At 40.0% G+C, this 18235-nt stretch carries 15 protein-coding genes; 7 read left to right on the plus strand and 8 right to left on the minus strand.

Going from position 1 to position 18235, the window contains the following annotated elements; genetic code table 11:
- Positions 1-5: 5 nt before the first annotated feature.
- Complete coding sequence (locus tag NO991_RS04705) at positions 6-2048, minus strand: ATP-binding protein (RefSeq protein WP_300362654.1); 2043 nt, start codon at positions 2046-2048, stop codon at positions 6-8.
- Positions 2049-2382: 334 nt separating this feature from the next.
- Here NO991_RS04705 and NO991_RS04710 point away from each other — a divergent pair, with 334 nt between their 5' ends.
- A complete protein-coding gene (locus tag NO991_RS04710) occupies positions 2383-3978 on the plus strand; it encodes a hypothetical protein (RefSeq protein WP_371351716.1) in 1596 nt (531 codons plus the stop codon).
- A 150-nt stretch (positions 3979-4128) separates the two neighbouring features.
- The gene (locus tag NO991_RS04715; protein ID WP_300362658.1) at positions 4129-5724 is read left to right on the plus strand and encodes a hypothetical protein; all 1596 of its coding nucleotides are present in this window, start codon (positions 4129-4131) and stop codon (positions 5722-5724) included.
- A 74-nt stretch (positions 5725-5798) separates the two neighbouring features.
- Here the strand turns inward: NO991_RS04715 and NO991_RS04720 are convergent, their stop codons facing one another.
- From NO991_RS04720 to nadK, 4 genes are all read right to left on the minus strand, one after another.
- Entirely contained in the window at positions 5799-6197 is a 399-nt protein-coding gene (locus NO991_RS04720) for a hypothetical protein (RefSeq protein ID WP_300362660.1), read from the minus strand.
- A gap of 58 nt (positions 6198-6255) precedes the next feature.
- Positions 6256-7929, minus strand: a complete 1674-nt coding sequence (gene recN / locus NO991_RS04725) for a DNA repair protein RecN (protein ID WP_054551518.1) — start codon at positions 7927-7929, stop codon at positions 6256-6258.
- A gap of 68 nt (positions 7930-7997) precedes the next feature.
- Entirely contained in the window at positions 7998-8561 is a 564-nt protein-coding gene (locus NO991_RS04730) for a hypothetical protein (RefSeq protein ID WP_054551517.1), read from the minus strand.
- 96 nt (positions 8562-8657) lie between these two features.
- Positions 8658-9542 carry an NAD(+) kinase gene (gene nadK, locus NO991_RS04735; RefSeq protein WP_166340406.1) on the minus strand — a complete coding sequence of 295 codons (885 nt, stop codon included), beginning with the start codon at positions 9540-9542 and terminating at the stop codon, positions 8658-8660.
- Between the two features lie 120 nt (positions 9543-9662).
- Between nadK and NO991_RS04740 the strand changes: the two genes are divergently transcribed.
- Positions 9663-10607, plus strand: a complete 945-nt coding sequence (locus NO991_RS04740) for an HrcA family transcriptional regulator (RefSeq protein WP_371351718.1) — start codon at positions 9663-9665, stop codon at positions 10605-10607.
- 58 nt (positions 10608-10665) lie between these two features.
- On the plus strand, positions 10666-11274 hold the full coding sequence (gene grpE, locus NO991_RS04745; RefSeq protein ID WP_300359594.1) for a nucleotide exchange factor GrpE: 609 nt from the start codon (positions 10666-10668) through the stop codon (positions 11272-11274).
- Positions 11275-11301: 27 nt separating this feature from the next.
- Here the strand turns inward: grpE and NO991_RS04750 are convergent, their stop codons facing one another.
- Positions 11302-12501, minus strand: a complete 1200-nt coding sequence (locus NO991_RS04750; RefSeq protein ID WP_371351720.1) for a Bcr/CflA family efflux MFS transporter — start codon at positions 12499-12501, stop codon at positions 11302-11304.
- 192 nt (positions 12502-12693) lie between these two features.
- On the opposite strand from NO991_RS04750, the gene NO991_RS04755 reads away from it, so the two are divergent.
- Positions 12694-13491, plus strand: a complete 798-nt coding sequence (locus NO991_RS04755; RefSeq protein ID WP_054551513.1) for a M48 family metallopeptidase — start codon at positions 12694-12696, stop codon at positions 13489-13491.
- 131 nt (positions 13492-13622) lie between these two features.
- On the opposite strand, the gene NO991_RS04760 is transcribed toward NO991_RS04755, so the two are convergent.
- Positions 13623-14405, minus strand: coding sequence for an outer membrane protein OmpK (locus tag NO991_RS04760; RefSeq protein ID WP_054561705.1), 783 nt, complete (start codon positions 14403-14405; stop codon positions 13623-13625).
- A gap of 93 nt (positions 14406-14498) precedes the next feature.
- Positions 14499-15812 carry a Na+/H+ antiporter NhaC family protein gene (locus tag NO991_RS04765; protein WP_054551511.1) on the minus strand — a complete coding sequence of 438 codons (1314 nt, stop codon included), beginning with the start codon at positions 15810-15812 and terminating at the stop codon, positions 14499-14501.
- Between the two features lie 280 nt (positions 15813-16092).
- On the opposite strand from NO991_RS04765, the gene dapB reads away from it, so the two are divergent.
- On the plus strand, positions 16093-16890 hold the full coding sequence (gene dapB / locus NO991_RS04770; RefSeq protein WP_138615973.1) for a 4-hydroxy-tetrahydrodipicolinate reductase: 798 nt from the start codon (positions 16093-16095) through the stop codon (positions 16888-16890).
- Positions 16891-17097: 207 nt separating this feature from the next.
- Positions 17098-18234: a glutamine-hydrolyzing carbamoyl-phosphate synthase small subunit gene (carA, locus tag NO991_RS04775; protein WP_055020805.1), complete on the plus strand. Its 1137-nt coding sequence runs from the start codon at positions 17098-17100 to the stop codon at positions 18232-18234.
- Position 18235 lies beyond the last annotated feature (1 nt).

The raw sequence follows: 18235 nt of genomic DNA on the forward strand, positions 1-18235 counted from the left end.
GAAGCTTATTTATTGCTTAAAGGCAGTAAAATTCGGATACATAATCCACCCGACTTACCCGGTAATGCACTGATACTGCCAGACATTAATTCGACAAAACTTTGGCAAATTGATAGCCCCAAACCTGAGCCACCTGATGCGCGGCTTCGAGATTCTTCAACACGATATAAACGGTCAAAGAGTTTGCCTATATGGGCTTTACCTACACCCGGAGAAGTATCATCGACTTGAATAAACAGCTCTTGCTTGTTAGTTCTCACTTTGAGCCGAACATGACCTGGGCTGTCGGTATATAGGCAGGCATTAGTAAAAATATTATTAAGGATCTGATCGAGCTTTTGTTTATCTACCGTGATCTCTACATCTTTAGCAATAATAATGTCTGAAAAAAATGTCAGGTGGTGGCTGCGAACATAATGACGCATGTCTTGCTCGTACTCAGCAAAGACATTTGCAGCATTTAAGCGTTGGAGATTTAGCGCGAGAGTTTTGTTTTCTGCTTGAGATAACTGATACACATCTGAAATTAGGTTGTTAAGTTGCGCTATTTTGCCATTAATTTTGCTATAGGCTAGATCGCGGTTTTCTTGAATATCGAGCTCAAGTGCTTCTATATGCAGTTTTAATACGCTTAAGGGGGTGCGTAATTCATGGGATATATCAGCAAGCATTTTGTCTTTTTCAAGCAGGTTATATTGATAAAGTTTTGCTTTAAATAACGCTTTTCGATGCTTGAAGTAATAGAGCACGAGCGCAAGAGTCGTGAACAACAAAACAATACCCGCAGACAATAACCAAATCTGTTTTTCTAGTCGTTGGTTATTCATTTGTGCAGTAGTGAGCTTATTTTTTTGCACTTCATCATCAATACGTTGCTGTTGCTCGATTGCTGTTAATTGCTTTTTGTTTTTTTCAACGGCTTGATTTAAATGTTCTTCAAACAAAGACTCGGCTAGTTTATTTTCAAGCTTCAATTGCTCAGTTGCGAGTTTGTAGTCACCGATAAGTTCGGCATAAACTGCGGTGTAGCCATGCAGCTTTTTATTTAGTAACCGATTATCAATTCCTTCGATAAGTTCTTTTGAACGACTTAAATAGAGGTCAATCAATTGTGAGTTCTTAAGTGGCAGGTGGAGTTCAATTAAATTGAAATATGAATATATTTGACTCAATGCTGAGCCAGATTTAAGTGCTGCTCTGAGGCCTGAATCTGCACTACTTAAAGCCATATGTTTATTTTCGAGCTTTAAATATAGTTGCATTAGCGTATGCTTTGCTGTTGCCATTCCTTCATAAGCATTTAAATCAGCTAAGCGTGAGTAGGCATTTTTTAATAAGGGTAAAGCTTGCTCATAGTCACCACGTTTATAAACTAACTTTGCCAACTGTAAGCTGGTATCTGCAATGTTTATTTGATTTTTTGTTTTAATATCAAACTCAAGTGCTTTTTTGTAGAAGTATTCAGACTGAGCAAGATCATCTAGGCGATGAGAAAGGTTTGCTAAATTATAAAAATTGGTGGCGATTAACTCATTATCTTTACTGCCAATTAAAAGCTTTTGTGCTTTTAATTGCTGAAAAATAGACTTGTCTAGGTCATTCAACGTGTCATATAAGGTACCCAGATTACTATGGCTTTGTGCCTGTTTGTTTTTATCCTTTAACTCGTAAGCTAGTTTGAGTGCTGCCATATAATGCTGCTGAGCTTGGGTCGTTTTAACTTGGCGTCTGTAATTGATACCAAGCTCTTTTTGGATTTGATAATGCTCTTCTTTGGACAACTCAGCAATATGCTGTAAAGGTAAAAGTAACTCTATTGCAGCCTCGTATTGCCCTTGTTTTCTTAATATTGGGGCTTTTATCAAATCAATCGTTGATTTTGCGACAGGCGTGTTATTGCTTTGTAGTTTTTCAATTAACAATAGTGCTTTTTTTAGGTTTCCTTTCTGCTCTAAGGCAAATATTTCTTCTATCTGCGGTATGTGATCTGTATTAGCCATACAAGGAAGAGAAAGAAGAGCAAGGATTAAAGTTACAGTTAGCTTCATTAAATATTTCGGTGACCAAGTTTGCCGTTATGCTACTGAGAAAATGTGTGGAAAATATGGAGCAGTAAGAATATTAAAACATTGGGAATCTAGAAAATCAGAAGTTATTAGCCATTGCCAATACTAAAGTGTGTTTTACATAATTGGTGCTAATTGTTATGTCTGTTTTTATAATAAATAGAGACAAATCAGTAATTTCTGATTGTGTTTGAACTGTAGCGAAATAAAATTATTGCGTACAAAATTTAAACGTAATGGCCTGATGTTAAAGCAGTAATTTAATTATTTTTATTAGTTATTTTAGTTAGTCGGCCTAATTTTTAGGTGTAAAAATATGAAAAAATCGCTACTTTCAGTTCTTGCAATCACAAGTGCTTTATCTACAAATGTAGTCGCTAATGAATGTACGGGTGAGTTGTATGGAATTAATTCTGGTCGCGGCCATCTAGGCATTGTTTTTTCTTTAAATGAGCAAGAGCAAACAGCCGCTATTCACTCAAAAGCAAAGTTTTCTTCTGCTGCTATGGCCTATGATAGTGCAAGAGATCGCTTATATTATGTTTCAGCTCCTCGACCGCTAACTTACAAACTTGATCCTAGTGATTTGAACTTATCTGAAGATAAGTTAAAAGATCTGCCAATTAAGGGGGCTAAATACAAATATACTCAGCTTGCTTATGTTGATATGGCAACTGGTGAACACACAGTAATTTCTCGATCTAATCTAATGACTCGACTGGCTTATGACGCTAATACTGACATGATGTATGGCTCTAAAGGAAGCAAGTTATATACTGTTGATCCTGTATCAGGAAAAACTACATTACTTGGTAACTTAACTGGCTATGGCGACAGCTCAGATATTTTACGCGGTGATATGGTTTTTAAAGATGGCCAACTATTTTTGATCAGTGCTACGAGTATTTTTTCCGTTAATTTGAACACATTGGAGTTAACGAAAAAATCAGAGCATGGCTTAATTGCTGTTACAGGTGCTGCGCTTGATCAAAATGGTGAGCTATTAATTTCTAGAGAAATTATAAACGATCAAGGTCACTATAATACTACCAAGTTATATAAAGCATCGATTGAGACTGGCAAAACGTGTGCAATGGGAACCTACCCGATGCGCATAAATGATTTGGCGCTAAATACAGCAAAACCAGTTGCTTGCTATGCTCAACCTACATGTAGTGTAGAGCCAGACTCTTTTGTTGTTACAAGTATTGATACGCTAAGAAAAGCAACCTGGCAAGGTTATACACTAAATGGCCACTTAATGGATAAGCCACTTGCGAAGCTTTTAAGTACAGAAAACTTTGGTGAACAGGGAACTGTTTATAAAACAGTATCTGTAAATCATGATTTTGCAGCGGCAAATTCGATTACTGAAGCTGCGATAGATGCTTATGGCACCGATGTTTTCTTTATTGGTAGTTTCCACAAAAGCGACTTCACAGATAGCGAATTAAATGAAGCTTACAATTGGTCCCTTAAAAAAGGAAACGTAGCGATAATAGCGGGTGATTCTGACTACCCTGAAGAAAAAGTGTATACGACTTGGGGCTATACAGTTACTCGAGATGGTTATGTTGATGGTCCAAATACACAAAACCCAGAAGGAGTAGGTAGTGCAGCTCAAGAGGCAATCTTTGCAGGACCATTTGGTGAAGTCTCTCGCTTTTTCCAAGCTGGTGGCGCAAAAGGTTACTTCTCTGAAATGCCTTCAGGGACTCAAGTCTTAGCTGTAAATCAGGATGGCTTGCCTACAATTGTTTTAGATGCTGCAACAGGCGACATAATACTTGCTGATAGCGGTATGCTGACAACACAAAATAAAGAAGACAACTTTACTGATGGTACCGAGGTATCGAGCATGTCAGACCGTTTATTTATGAACTTAATCAATTATGCGAGTGAAATCGATTAATTGTAATTTTAGATGCTAATTGAAATCGCGAGGCTTGTGGCCTCGCGATTTTGTTTGTGAGTTTTATACCAATTTCGTTCAAAATTATGAGGAGGATAGTAATAAAGTTGAACAGGAAGTGAGTTATTTTTACATTGAAAGGAATTTAAAATGAAAAAGTTTTTATTATCTACAGTTAGCCTTTTAGGCTTAATACCTGCTGGCCTTAGCGCGTCTGAATGTACGGGTGAGTTATATGGAATCAACTCAGGGAGAGGGAGCTCGGGCTTCGTTTTTTCTTTAGATGAGCAAGCGCAAACGGCTAACATTCATTCTGCTGCAAAGTTCTCATCCGCAGCAATGGCTTTTGATAGCTATCGAAATAGACTCTATTATGTTTCAGCCCCAAGACCTTTAACTTATAAACTGGATACGAGTGTTCTCAACTTATCAGATGAAGAGTTAAATGATCTGCCTATAAAAGCCGACAAGTATCGATTTACACAACTCGCCTATGTTGATATGTCTACAGGCAAACACACTGTAGTGGCACGTACTAACCCTATGACCCGTCTTGCTTATGACCCTAACAAAGACGTTATTTATGGCTCTAAAGGGAGTAAGCTTTACCAGGTTGCTATTGATTCAGGAGAAACTCAGTTCTTAGGCAATATGAAGGGCTACGATAGTAGTTCAGATATTCTGCGTGGCGACATGGTTGTTAAAAATGGTGAGGTTTACCTCATCTCTGCCACAAGCATTTTTTTATTGGATCCGGAAACACTGGAGTTAACAAAAAAATCTGAACATGGTTTAACGACGGTAACAGGTGCTGCTCTAAATCAAAATGACGAATTGGTAATTTCCCGTGAAGTCATTAATGATCAAGGTAATTTTAATATTACTAAATTATATAAAGCATCAATCGAAACGGGTAAAACATGCACATTGGGGACATACCCAGTGCGAATAAACGATTTAGCACTAAATACTCTAAAGCCTGTTGCATGTTATGCGCAGCCTACTTGTAGTACAGGAGTAGAGTCGCTTGTAATTACGAGTATTGATAAGCAAAGAAAGGCACAATGGCAAAACTACACATTAAACGCTTACTTGTTTGATTTACCGATGGCTAAACTTGCAAGCCCAGAAAATTTTGGTGAAAGTGGGGTTGTAGCTAAATCAGTATCGGTTAATCATGATTTTGCGGCATCAGGCTCAATTACTCAGGAAGCGATTGAAAGCTATAACACTGATATCTTCTTTATGGGCAGTTTTTACAACAGTGATTTTACTGAAACAGAAATTGCAGAGCTATATAATTGGTCAAAGAAGAAAGGAAATGTTGTCATCATAGCATCAGATTCTGATATGACTGACGAGAAGGTGTATTCAAAGTGGGGTTATACAGTAACCAGAGAAGGCTACAAAGATGGACCAAATACCCAAAACCCTGAAGGATTAAACTCTCAAATACAACAAGCTATATTTGCAGGTCCTTTTGGAGAGGTTACACGCTTTTATCAGGCCGGTGGTTCAAAGGGATACTTCTCAGTAATGCCAGAAGAAAGCCAAGTGTTAGCTGTCAATCCAAATGGCTTACCGACAGTGGTTTTTGACTTGAAATCGGGTGATATATTACTCGCAGATAATGCAATTATTAACTCTCAAAATAAAGTTGGTAATTATACCAATGGTACCGGAGTTAGTAGTATGACAGACCGTTTATTTATGAATTTGATATATTTAGCTAGCGAAATCGAATAACGCTAATCAGCAAATAAGAACTAAAATCGCGAAACGTGCTGTTTCGCGATTTTTTTGCAGCCAAAGTAATTTCATTACCAGCAACTAGAAAGTGAATTTTTTATCCTGTTAGTGTGTTGTTTAACCAATAAATAATTAATGCCAACAAGCAATGAATGAATACCTGCAAACACAACTAACCATGATGAAAGCTCAGCTGTTAGATGATTAACCATTATCAGGCTAGCTAACATGATGACCAATGAATAATTTAATACTGTTTGTAATAATTGCTTAAATCTTAAGTGCTTCCAGCGACTCCATAGAACCAGCAACAATGTAGTTGAGGGCAAGACAAACAAAATACATTTAAATAAAGCAACGAATAACTGCGTATCGTTATAGGGTGGTTCAACCACTGCGCCAAACGAATGCCCTGAGTTAAGCGTTATTAAGGCAAGACCCAAAGCTGTAAGTATATTTTTATTTTTCATTTATAAACTCTATACCATCAAATTCATCAACAATCTAAGTTTCATAGCTAAAAATGGGTTATGCGTGTGCGCTTATAAGCTCTTTGGCATTTGCTCTAGCCATTTTACTGATATTGTCACCGGCAAGTAGTCGGGCAATTTCATCAATACGGCCTTCTTTAGATAGCTTATTCATTTGAGTGTAGGTTTCGCCGTTTGCAATTTCTTTAGCTACAAAAAATTGCTGATGTCCAGAGCTTGCAACCTGCGGCAAGTGAGTTACACAAATAACTTGAGTTGATTTACCTAATTGGCGTAAAAGCTTGCCAACTGCAGAAGCGGTTGGTCCAGAAATACCCACATCTACTTCATCGAAAATAAGAGTCGGCGTTGTAACACGCTGAGCAATAATGACCTGAATAGCTAAACTAATTCGCGATAACTCACCACCAGAAGCCACTTTAGACAGTGCTTGTAACGGTTGACCTGGGTTGGTAGATACTAAAAACGACACAGTATCAAAACCCATTGCACTTGGCGCTTTATCGCTAGTTTGTTGAATATCAATCGCAAACCTGCCGTTTTCCATTGATAAGTTAGCCATGCTATCACTAATTAATTGATTAAGCGTATCTGCGTATTTATGGCGGCTTTCACTTAACAGTTTTGCTGCTTGTTTATATTGCTCAAGGGCATTGTTAATTTCGCTTTCGAGTGCAACAAGGCGGTCGCTGTTATAACTAATTGATGCTAACTCTTCTGCGATTGACTGATGAAATTCTACCAGCTCTTCTGGTTTTATATGATGTTTACGGGCAAGGTCCATAGCACCTGTTAAACGCGTTTCAACTTCGTCTAACCGGGCAGGGTCTAAATCAGTTACATCAACATAGCTGCGTATCTCGCGGCTAGCTTCTTCAACTTGAACGGCAGCTTCACTCAGTAATGATGCTATGCTAGATAAGCTTTCATCGTAGCTTGCCAGCTCTGTAAATTGTTGGGCGCTATGTTGCAGCAATGAACACGCACTTTGCTCATCACTTTCGTATAAGTGTTGTAGCTCACGTTGGCATGACTCTAAAATAGTCTGGCTATGGCTTAGTTTATGATGCTCAGCTTCAATCTCTTCGAACTCACCCGGTTGCAGGGCAAATTCATCAAGTTCAGCTACTTGATACTCCAGTAATTGCTTTTGAGCTGCTTGTTGCTGCTGTTGTTGTTCAAGTTGATTAAATTCTTTAATTAATGCTTGGTAGGCTTTAAAGCGCTCTTTAACATCAGCTAATAGCTGGTTGTGGCCGGCATAGGCATCAAGCAGGTGCAACTGATGTTCAGCTTTTAATAAATGCTGATGGGCATGTTGCCCGTGAATAGAAATTAAATACTGACCTATTTCTTTTAATTGTGCAGCGGTAACTGAGCTGCCATTAATGTAGCTCTTGCTGCGGCCATTTTTGCAAATAACACGGCGTAGTAAACATTCGCCTTCACTGTTTGAGAGTAAATGTTGCTCTAAAAAGTGCTGGGCAAGAGGGAGTTGGCTAATATCAAATTGTGCACAAATTTCTGCACGATCCGTACCTGGGCGAACAGCACCTGCATCTGCACGCTCGCCTAAACATAATGACAGGGCATCAATTGCAATTGATTTACCCGCACCCGTTTCACCTGTAATAGCTGTCATACCATTGTGCCACTCAGTACTTAAATTACTTACAATGGCAAAGTTTTTAATTTCTAACCCGATTAACATACTGTTTATCCACCCAGTCAATTAACTGTTAATTTATACAGTGTTTTCGGGTTTTGCAAATTAAATTTTTAAGCTTTGCTTAATTCTGGCAGTTGATTTTCTTGGACTGATTCATTTGCAGCTTGCGTGCTCTGGGCTAGCGGCTGATCGTCCTGTAAATCGGTGGGGGGCTGATATTTAATTACTTCAATCAGCGATGGTAAGGCTTCTTGATAAAACGCTTTATTGTACTCGATGCCGTTGTAAGGCAATTCAGCCATAAAATACTGTAACCTGTCAGCGAGCTGATCAATTTCCTCAGGGCTTTGCGCTTTACTGGCTTCCATTATGATTGTGTTGATAAGCAAATCGCTAATGAATTCGAGGTAAGTGAGATTTTCTTCATTGTGCGCTTGCACTACAAAGTAATTGCTGGTGATCATATTTAGGCGCGAAATATTCTTAGGGCGGATAATTTTGCCTTCGCTAAAATCAATTAATTTATTTTTAAAGTCATTATTGATTTCTTTGACTCGTTGATTAAAACGTTTTTTTTCAGCTTCAATAGCTTTACGACGATTGCTCTCAACCACCCAGTAACAACCTAGTAAGGTGATAAGTAATAATAGAGCAAGAAAAACGATATAACTCATTTCGCCTTAGAATCCTTTAAAAAATACAGCTTTTAGTCTTATTATTTTGCGCTAATCAATACGCCTTGGCAATTAGCTTGAGATAAAAAAAGCCACTTAAAATAAGCGGCTTCCCCAATTTAATTTTTTTCTTAATACATTGTAGTAAGAGTATTCCTTTGGATGAATCAAACGTAGACGCTTGTCTGCTTTTTTAATCACTACTTCGTCACCAGGTAATACAGCTAAAACTACGTGACTATCACAGCTGACTTGTAGGCTGTCGGTATTTTCGAGGCTAAGCTTTAAACGTACTTCATTGTCAGCGTCAACCACAAGAGGACGGCTTGATAATGTGTGCGGGAACATAGGAACTAATGAAATCGCATTCAGCTCAGGGGTTAAAATAGGCCCGCCGCCAGATAATGAATAAGCTGTTGAGCCAGTTGGTGTTGAAACGATTAATCCATCAGAGCGTTGAGAGAATACAAAGTCGTTATTAATAAAGGCCTCAAACTCGATCATATGCGCAACTTTATCAGCATGAAGTACCGCTTCATTCACTGCCAAGTTTGCACTTTTGAGTTCGGCATGGCGATATACTTCAACTTCAAGCAAGAAGCGTTTTTCCTCAAGGAACTGGCCACTTAACACTTGTTCTAGGCTCGCTTCAAAACCTTCTGGGTTTAAGTCAGTTAAAAAGCCTAAGTTGCCACGGTTTACGCCAATCACAGCGACATCAAAACGCGCTAATACTCGAGCTGCGCCAAGCATATTGCCATCACCACCGACGACTATGGCTAAGTCTGCTCGTTCACCTAAATCTACCAATTTAACTAGGTTTTCTTGAGGAAGGTCTTCAAGTTGACGTCCAGTGCGCTGTTCTACTAGCACTTCGAAACCCAAGGCTCGCAAAAATGTGTGCAGGCGAGCAAGTGTGGCAGCTGCCCCGCTGTGATTAGGTTTGCCAATTAAACCTATGGTTTTAAACGGTGAATCCATGTTATTTGCACTTAAACTTTCATATCGATAGATTACATTAAAAATTAATGCTTTGAAAATAACTTGAAATAAACTTGCTGCGCCCAAATATCCACTGGCAAGAAGCAAGATGTATGAATTATGAAATTAAATCCGCGCGACCAACAAATTTTTTCAGCTGTGATGAGCCTTTACTGTAACGGGGAAGGTCTGCCTGTAGCCTCAACTCGTATTGCCAAACAAAAAGGCATGGCGGTATGTTCAGCTACAGTGCGTAATGCTATGGCACGGCTAGAAAAAGTGGGCTTACTCTATTCGCCGCATACTTCTGCTGGCCGCGTACCAACCAATGCCGGTTTTGATTATTGGCTTGATGAGTTTTTTGCTCTACCTGAAATTGCACCATATTGGCAGCCTGAGCAAGCACAATTAGTCGAGCTTGCCCATGGTTTGAGTCAGCGTTATAAAGTGTGTTGTTGTGTGGGCTTACCTCAAGTCAGCTCACAGTTGGTCTTTCGAGTAGAGGTACTTGATTTTGATGGTAGCAATTGGCTAATTCTACTAATAGATAGAGCAGGGCAAAGCCATAACATTTGCATTACCAAACCTGAAGATTCATCTGATGCCGTTCGTTACCAGTTTGCTACTTGGCTTAATACCGTGTTTAGTCAGCAAACCTTAATGGAAGGCTTATATCGTATGCAGGCAATGGCAGGCACGGCACCAAATAATTGCCATGACTCACTAACACAATGGACTCGGCAATTAAGCCAAAAGCTTGGTTCAGACAACAGTATTGTGGTCGGTGAAAACTACCTTTACCGCCAAGTTGATTGTCAAACCAGTTTAAATATAGGTGTATCGTTTTTAAATTTTGTTGAAGATAAACTTGCATTTAAAAATGGTGTATCGGTATTAAACACAGAACAATTGCCATTTACAGATTGTAATGAGTTGATGGTGATCAGCATTCCTTATTTTAATAACCATGAATACCAGAGCCGATTTTGCGTAATTTGTCCAAAATCAGCGCAAATAGAAGCAATCATCCAAGAATTTAAGTTAATCGGCTCATCAGCCTCTTGAATCTTTTAATTCAATCCCCATAATTACCGCAGTTGTAAAGAATTGGAGCATGTAAGCTATGTCTGAGCAGACAAAATCACCAGAGCAAGAAGTTGAACTAAACGAAGAATTTGAACAAATGCAAGCTGAAGTAGAAGCTGCAGAAAAAGCAGTTGAACAAGTTGACGGCGAAGAAATGAGCCCTGAAGCTGAAATCGCTCTACTACACAGCGAATTAGAAGCGGCGAAACAAACGATTAACGATCAAAAAGACAGTGTTGTTCGTGCTGCTGCAGATGTTGAGAACATGCGTCGTCGTGCCGCTCAAGATGTAGAAAAAGCGCATAAGTTTGCACTTGAAAAGTTTGCTAACGAATTATTACCAGTTATCGATAACCTAGAGCGTGCGATTGAGTTTTCTGATAAAGAAAATGAGCAGCTTAAGCCTGTACTTGAAGGTATCGAAATGACTGTTAAGAGCTTTAATGATGCGGTATCAAAATTCGGTGTTGAAATTGTTAACCCACAGGGTGAACAATTTAACCCTGAATTCCATCAAGCAATGTCAATTCAACCAAGCAATGATGTAGCACCTAATACTGTTCTTGCAGTAATGCAAAAAGGCTATACATTAAATGGCCGTTTATTACGCCCTGCAATGGTTATGGTATCAAAAGAAGCTGAATAAGCTTTAAAGAAAAATAAAAAATGCCTGTTAATTACAGGCATTTTTTTTGTCCAATTTTCGATGCCAAAGCTGCACGAGTAAGATAAGTATCAGTGCGCAGAACATCATAGCAGAAAATGGAATGGCGCTTTGTGGGTGAACAAAGGCAAGGATAGGCCCAACTAAAGCGCCACTACCGAATCTCAGGGTACCAATAACAGCTGTTGCAGTGCCTGATTTTTCCTCAAATTGCATCAGTATCAATGAGTCCGCATTACTCGCGACAATACCCAAGCTCATCATCAATGGTGCGATGCTTGCTACGATAAAATACAGTGATAGATGCATCACACTGAATAACAACAATGCCCCACCAGACACAAAGCCAATACCTAGCCCAATAAATAACAGTATACGAGAACCCAAGCGCGGCACTAAACGTGTATTCATAAAGTTACCGAACATTAAAGCCAACACGTTAAAGGCGAATAACACACCGAACAATTGCTCATCTACTTTGAAGAAATCGAGATATACATAAGGTACCGATGTTAAAAAGCAAAAGAATGCGAATGAGGCAAACATTGAGCTGGCAATATCGGCAAGGGCACTGCGGCGTGAAAATACCGTTTTATAGCTATTAAAGAACAATGCCAAGCCACGTTGCTGACTCTTAAAGATTGGAATATCGATTAAATGAATTTGCACCAAGGCTAAAATAGCGAAACTGTAGGCCGCCAATGCAATAAAAATGACCTGCCATGTCGAAATACCCATGATCAATGAGCCTAGAGTAGGAGCAATTAACGGGGCAACCATCATGATCATCGAGACATAAGACATGCCTTTGGCTGTGTTCTCTCGGTAAATGTGGCGAATAATACCCGGCACTACAACGGTTGCAGCGGCACCTGTGAATGCTTGCACAGCTCTTAAAGACCAAAATAATTCGATGTTAGTACAAAACGCCAATGCTAATGAGCTTATACCAAATAGCGCTAAACCCACCTTAGCGAGTAATCGCCTGCCAAGTTCATCGGCAATCGGGCCAAAAAAAAGCATGCCAAGAGCATAACCTGCTAAATAAATGCTGAGTGATATTTGCACATTTGGCATGGTAGTTTGCAAGTCGTTGGCAATCACCAACATCGCTGGTAAATATAGATCAATTGCCAAAGGCGTAATCGCGACAATACTTGCCAGTAAAGGTAATAAAATGCGTTTATTTAAAGTCTCAAGGGAAGGCATTGTTTACTCAATAATCAAATAGTAGGTCACTATTGTAGCAGTGTGAGTCACTGTGGTGAACTTAGTTTGCCTGCTAAGTAAAAGAATTAACTAAATGGTAACAACTGAGTGGGTGATTGTTCATTTTCATATAAAATTAAGCAATGCTTTGCTATATTAGCCTCAATTACACAAAGTATTTGAAGGACTAGTATGAAAAAGTTAATCATGGCAGTGTTAGCCACCGCTGTTTTAGCTGGCTGTAAAACCTCTCCTACGGGACGTACCCAAATCGCACTTTATTCAGATCAACAAATGAGCCAAATGGGTCAAGCAAGCTTTGCTGAAATGAAAAAAACACAGCCTGTTAATACTGATCCAGGTGTCAATGCTTATGTAAAGTGTATTGCCGATGATGTTATTGCGGTTTTACCTAACGAGTATGCCAAGCAGTCTTGGGAAGTTGTTGTATTTGAAGAAGATTCAGCAAATGCATTTGCATTACCGGGGGGGTATATTGGTGTTCATACAGGTTTATTAAAAGTCGCTGTAAACCAAGATCAATTGGCTACAGTACTAGGTCACGAAGTTGCACATGTTATTGCTGAGCACTCTAATGAGCGTGTATCACAAAACGCACTGTTACAAACAGGACTACAAGTTGGTGGTGCAGCACTTGATATGGGTAATGTTCAATATCGTGGCGAAATTATGCAAGCCTTAGGCTTAGGCGCACAGTATGGTGTTGTTTTACCATTTAGCCGCTCACATGAATCAGAAGCGGATATTGTTGGCTTAGATTTAATGGCAAAAGCAGGGTTTAACCCAGAGCAATCAGTGTCGCTTTGGCAAAATATGAGTGCAGCTGGCAGTAGCGGTACACCTGAGTTTATGTCGACTCACCCAGCACCGGGTAACCGCATCAAAGAGCTTCAAAAGCATATGTCGGAAGCATTAAAAGCCCAACAAGCGGCGCGAGCAAAGGGTAAAACCCCGCAGTGTAAACTGTAAAGAATATCTATAGAAATTAAAAAAGCCTGTACTCAGTGATGACTTCAGGCTTTAATTTTTTCAGCTTTCAGCTTTCAGCTTTCAGCTTTCAGCTTTCAGCTTTCAGCTTTCAGCTTTCAGCTTTCAGCTTTTTAGAACGTCCACTCAACGTGAAGTTGTGGTACTGACTCAGTTGTGTCTGTACCTAGCTTGTTGTGCCAGTATTGCCACTCAAGGCCTAGCAGTAAGGTGTTTTCTTTCATGCTCATTGCGTGACCTAAATCCCACGTAATGATTGGCTGCGCTAAAATCCACGCTTTAACATCTTCGCCAAATTCATTTTCACGCTCTGCAATGTATTCAACATGGCCTGTTACGTTGAACTTTTGTGAGCCAATAGTGAATGGGTAGCCCCAAGCAACATCAATCATCCAGCTATTTGTTTCAGTTGGTGCACCACCGCGTGCTACGCCTTCACTGTCATCGATGTAAGCGGTAAATAGAGTAGATAAAAAACTAAAGCCCGGTGCTTGCCAGCTGAGCTTTACACCTGGTAAATACTTAAGAACTTTCGAGTCACCTGCGGCATTAAAACCTGCCGTTAAACCCACATCAGCAATTGCGCCGTATGAGAAATCACTGCCAGAGATTTTTGATAAGCTAAATGTTGAATACCACTCGCCGTAAAAATCTTTATCTTGATAGCCATCTTGACGGTCGTCATTGCTGTAATCAATAAAAAAGAAGTTGTCGCCATAGTCATAACCAGACGCATGCTGTAGTGATACAACCGTGGTGTTTGACTTAGTCAATGAAAACGGGTTTTTGTGTTCACCGTTATTAACGTGTAATTGCGTAGAGCTCCAATTAGCGGCATAGCTCGAAGTACTTACTGCACAAAGCGCAGCAACAGAAAGGATCTTTTTCAAGTTCATATCTCAATATTGATGGTGTAATGGGGGATATAAAGTGAGGATTATAGCAGATACGCCCATATTTGGGCGTATCGAGAGAAAAAATTATTTAACTTATGCTTTATTCCGGCGTAAGCAAATTACTGCAACGGCAGTAAAGGCAAGAATAAAGCAGTAGTAAGATGAGGTAGAAACTTCCCACGGACTAATTTTGAAGGTTGCGCCCAGTAGAAGTGCTTGTGCGCCATACGGCAACGAGCCTTGCGTAACACAAGCAAAAATATCAAGTAAACTTGCTGAACGCTTGCCTGTAATTTCACCATCATCCGCTAATTTTTTAGCAATCGGGCCTGCAACTATAATAGACACGGTATTATTAGCGATGCATAAGTTACTGGTCATAACCAGTGCTGCAATCCCTAATTGATCTGCAACTTTACGGTGCCATTTTGCAACGATTTTTGTAATTGCTTGAATTTTGTTAGCAATATAATCAAGACCACCATTAATACGGATAAACTCTGAAAGGCCACCAATAAACATCGATAGCAAGAAGATTTCCTGCATATCAGTAAAGCCTTTATAAATATCTTTAACAAAGCTTGCACCTTCATAGCTGCCAGTAAAGCCCATGAGTGCGGCAAAGATAATACCACTAAACAGCACCACGAATACGTTAAAGCCCATTACCGCGAGCACTAAGATAAAGGCATAAGGTAACACTAATAAAATATCGAAGTCTTGTGTCTCTACAGCTTCTGCTGCAGGGGTTAAGAAGAATAATAAGCCGATAGTTAATGCCGCAGCAGGTAAGGCGATTTTTAAGTTCTCACGGAATTTATCTTTCATTTCACAGCCTTGCGTGCGGGTTGCAGCAATAGTTGTGTCAGAGATGATTGATAAGTTATCACCAAACATGGCACCCGATACAATCGTGCCTGCCATCAGAGATGGATCAATGCCTGTTTTTTGGGCGACGGCATAAGCAATCGGGCCAATCGCACCGATAGTACCCATAGAAGTGCCCATCGCAGTCGACACAACCGCAGCAATTAAAAATAATCCTGGTAGTAACAGAGCCGGTGGAATAAGTGATAAGCCCGCATTAACAACGGCATCAACACCACCGGTTGCACCAGCAACCGCAGAAAACGCACCAGCAAGCAAATAAATCAAACACATAGTGATGATGTTGCTATGGCCAGCACCTTTAATAAAGGTTTCAACACTGTGGTTGATGGTATTTTTATTTAAGATAAACGCCAGCATGATGGCAGGTAAAATTGCCACAGGAGCTGGTAATTGATAGAAGGCGTAATCGACACCTTGAGACTGTAAGTATAAGCCAGCGCCTAAAAATAAGCCGACAAACACCAAAAGCGGCAGCAAAGAAAGTTTTGCTTTTGTTTTATTAAATGATGGCTGCATCATATTCCTCGTTAGATAACCAATAACACAGCCAAACACTTCTTTTAGCTGTATTTAGTTGTGTCTAAAAGACAACAACAGCGCCCGCAAGCCAAAGACCAAATCGGCGCAAAGGAAGAAGTTTAAATGTATAGATGGCTAAATGCAAAGACTATCTGTTATTATTGTTGTTCTATTAATAAATCTAAAATTAGCTCTGTATTTTTTATAAGCTAACCTGACTATTACATGAGTTTTCGATAAAATCCAGCCAGCTAAGAAGAATAGATAAGGTAACTATATGAACCGCATAGGTGTATTTGGCGCAAACGGCCGCATGGGACTTGCACTTTTAGAAGCAGTCTCAAAAAAAGATGACGCAACATTAACGGGCGCGTACGTACGCGAAAACTCACCACTTTTAGATAGTGCGGTTAATCAATTAAACAGCGCTGCATCAGCAGATGTTTCATTTAGTAAAGAAACAGACGTAAAAGATGCAGATGTATTGATAGATTTCACCTTACCTCAAGGCATGCGCAACCACTTAAAAACAGCGGTCGAAAAAAATATCGCCATGGTAATTGGTACTACGGGCCTTAACCAAGATGATCTTGATGCCCTTAATGAAGCCGCGAAACACATTCCGATTGTTTTTGCCCGCAACTATAGCGTAGGCGTGAATTTACTGCTTAACTTAGTGCAGACTGCGGCTGTGAAGTTTGGCGATGATATGGATATCGAAATATTTGAGGCCCACCATCGTCACAAAATCGATGCGCCATCAGGAACTGCATTGGCAATTGGTGAAGCGATTGCCGAGGCAAAAGGCTGGCAGCATGATGAAGTCGCGCGTTTTGATAGAAGCAATGACGAACATGCAAAATCGCAAAATGAAATCGGTTATTCAGTCATGAGAGGCGGAGATATAGTAGGTGAACACACCGCATATTTCGCAACTTCTGGCGAAAGGCTAGAATTAACTCATAAAGCAAGTTCAAGAATGACCTTCGCATTAGGTGCTGTAAGAGCTGCGGGCTGGTTGAAAAATAAACCAGCTGGACTTTATGACATGCAAGATGTGCTTGACTTGAAGTAGTTTAGTTTCTTTTTTGGCAGTTTCAGTGAATTTTTAGTTAATAACGCTTATTTTTACTATTTTATTAATTAAGATTAGATCTGAAAGCTAAATTACTGTAGAATAGCGCCAATTTGCCAAAAATTCATAAATGCGTGTTTCCAATCGCTATAAACGGGCAGTAGAGCAAATGACTTTACTCCCGTTTTTTACTGTTAGGAGGTTAACTTGACTAAATCCGCTCTGTTAGTCCTAGAAGACGGCACAGTGTTTCGCGGTACTGCAATCGGCGCTGACGGCATGTCAGTCGGTGAAGTAGTATTCAATACGTCTATGACTGGTTATCAAGAAATTTTGACTGACCCTTCATACGCGGAACAAATCGTAACTTTGACGTACCCACATATCGGTAATACGGGTACTAACAGCGAAGACGAAGAAGCGGGTCAAATCTGGGCTAAAGGCCTAGTGATCCGTGATTTGCCACTGCTAGCAAGTAATTTCCGTAACGAGCAATCGTTAAGTGATTACTTAAAAGAACGCAATATCTTAGGTATTGCCGACATCGACACTCGTAAATTAACACGTATCTTACGTGATAAAGGCGCTCAAAATGGTTGTATCATTGCAGGCGACGAGTTAGATGAGAATAAAGCGCTTGAAGCTGCGCAAGCCTTCCCAGGCTTAAAAGGCATGGATTTAGCAAAAGTTGTCTCAACCAAGGAAAATTTTGAGTGGCGCGAATCAAGCTGGACGTTAGGTTCAGGCTTTAAAACGCTAGAAGCAGCAGACGAGAAGTTCCACGTTGTTGCTTATGACTTCGGTGTTAAACGTAATATCTTACGTATGTTAGTTGACCGCGGTTGTAAATTAACCGTTGTTCCTGCACAAACATCTGCAGAAGACGTACTGGCATTAAACCCAGACGGTATCTTCTTATCAAATGGCCCAGGCGACCCTGAGCCGTGTACTTACGCGATTGAAGCAATTAAAACTTTCCTAGAAACAGACACGCCAATCTTTGGTATCTGTTTAGGTCACCAATTACTTGCACTTGCTTCAGGTGCACAAACGGTGAAAATGAAGTTTGGTCACCACGGTGGTAACCACCCAGTTAAAGACCTTGACCGCAATGTTGTAATGATCACAGCGCAAAACCACGGTTTCGCAGCTGACGAAGCAACATTACCAGCGAATTTACGTGCAACTCACGTTTCTTTATTCGATGGCACGCTACAAGGTATTCACCGCACAGATAAGCCTGCATTTAGCTTCCAAGGTCACCCTGAAGCAAGCCCAGGTCCACATGATGCGGCGCCATTATTTGACCACTTCATCGACCTGATGCAAGCACGTTCTAACTAAT

The organism is Pseudoalteromonas sp. DY56-GL22, assembly GCF_041414715.1.
Lineage (GTDB): Bacteria > Pseudomonadota > Gammaproteobacteria > Enterobacterales > Alteromonadaceae > Pseudoalteromonas > Pseudoalteromonas simplex.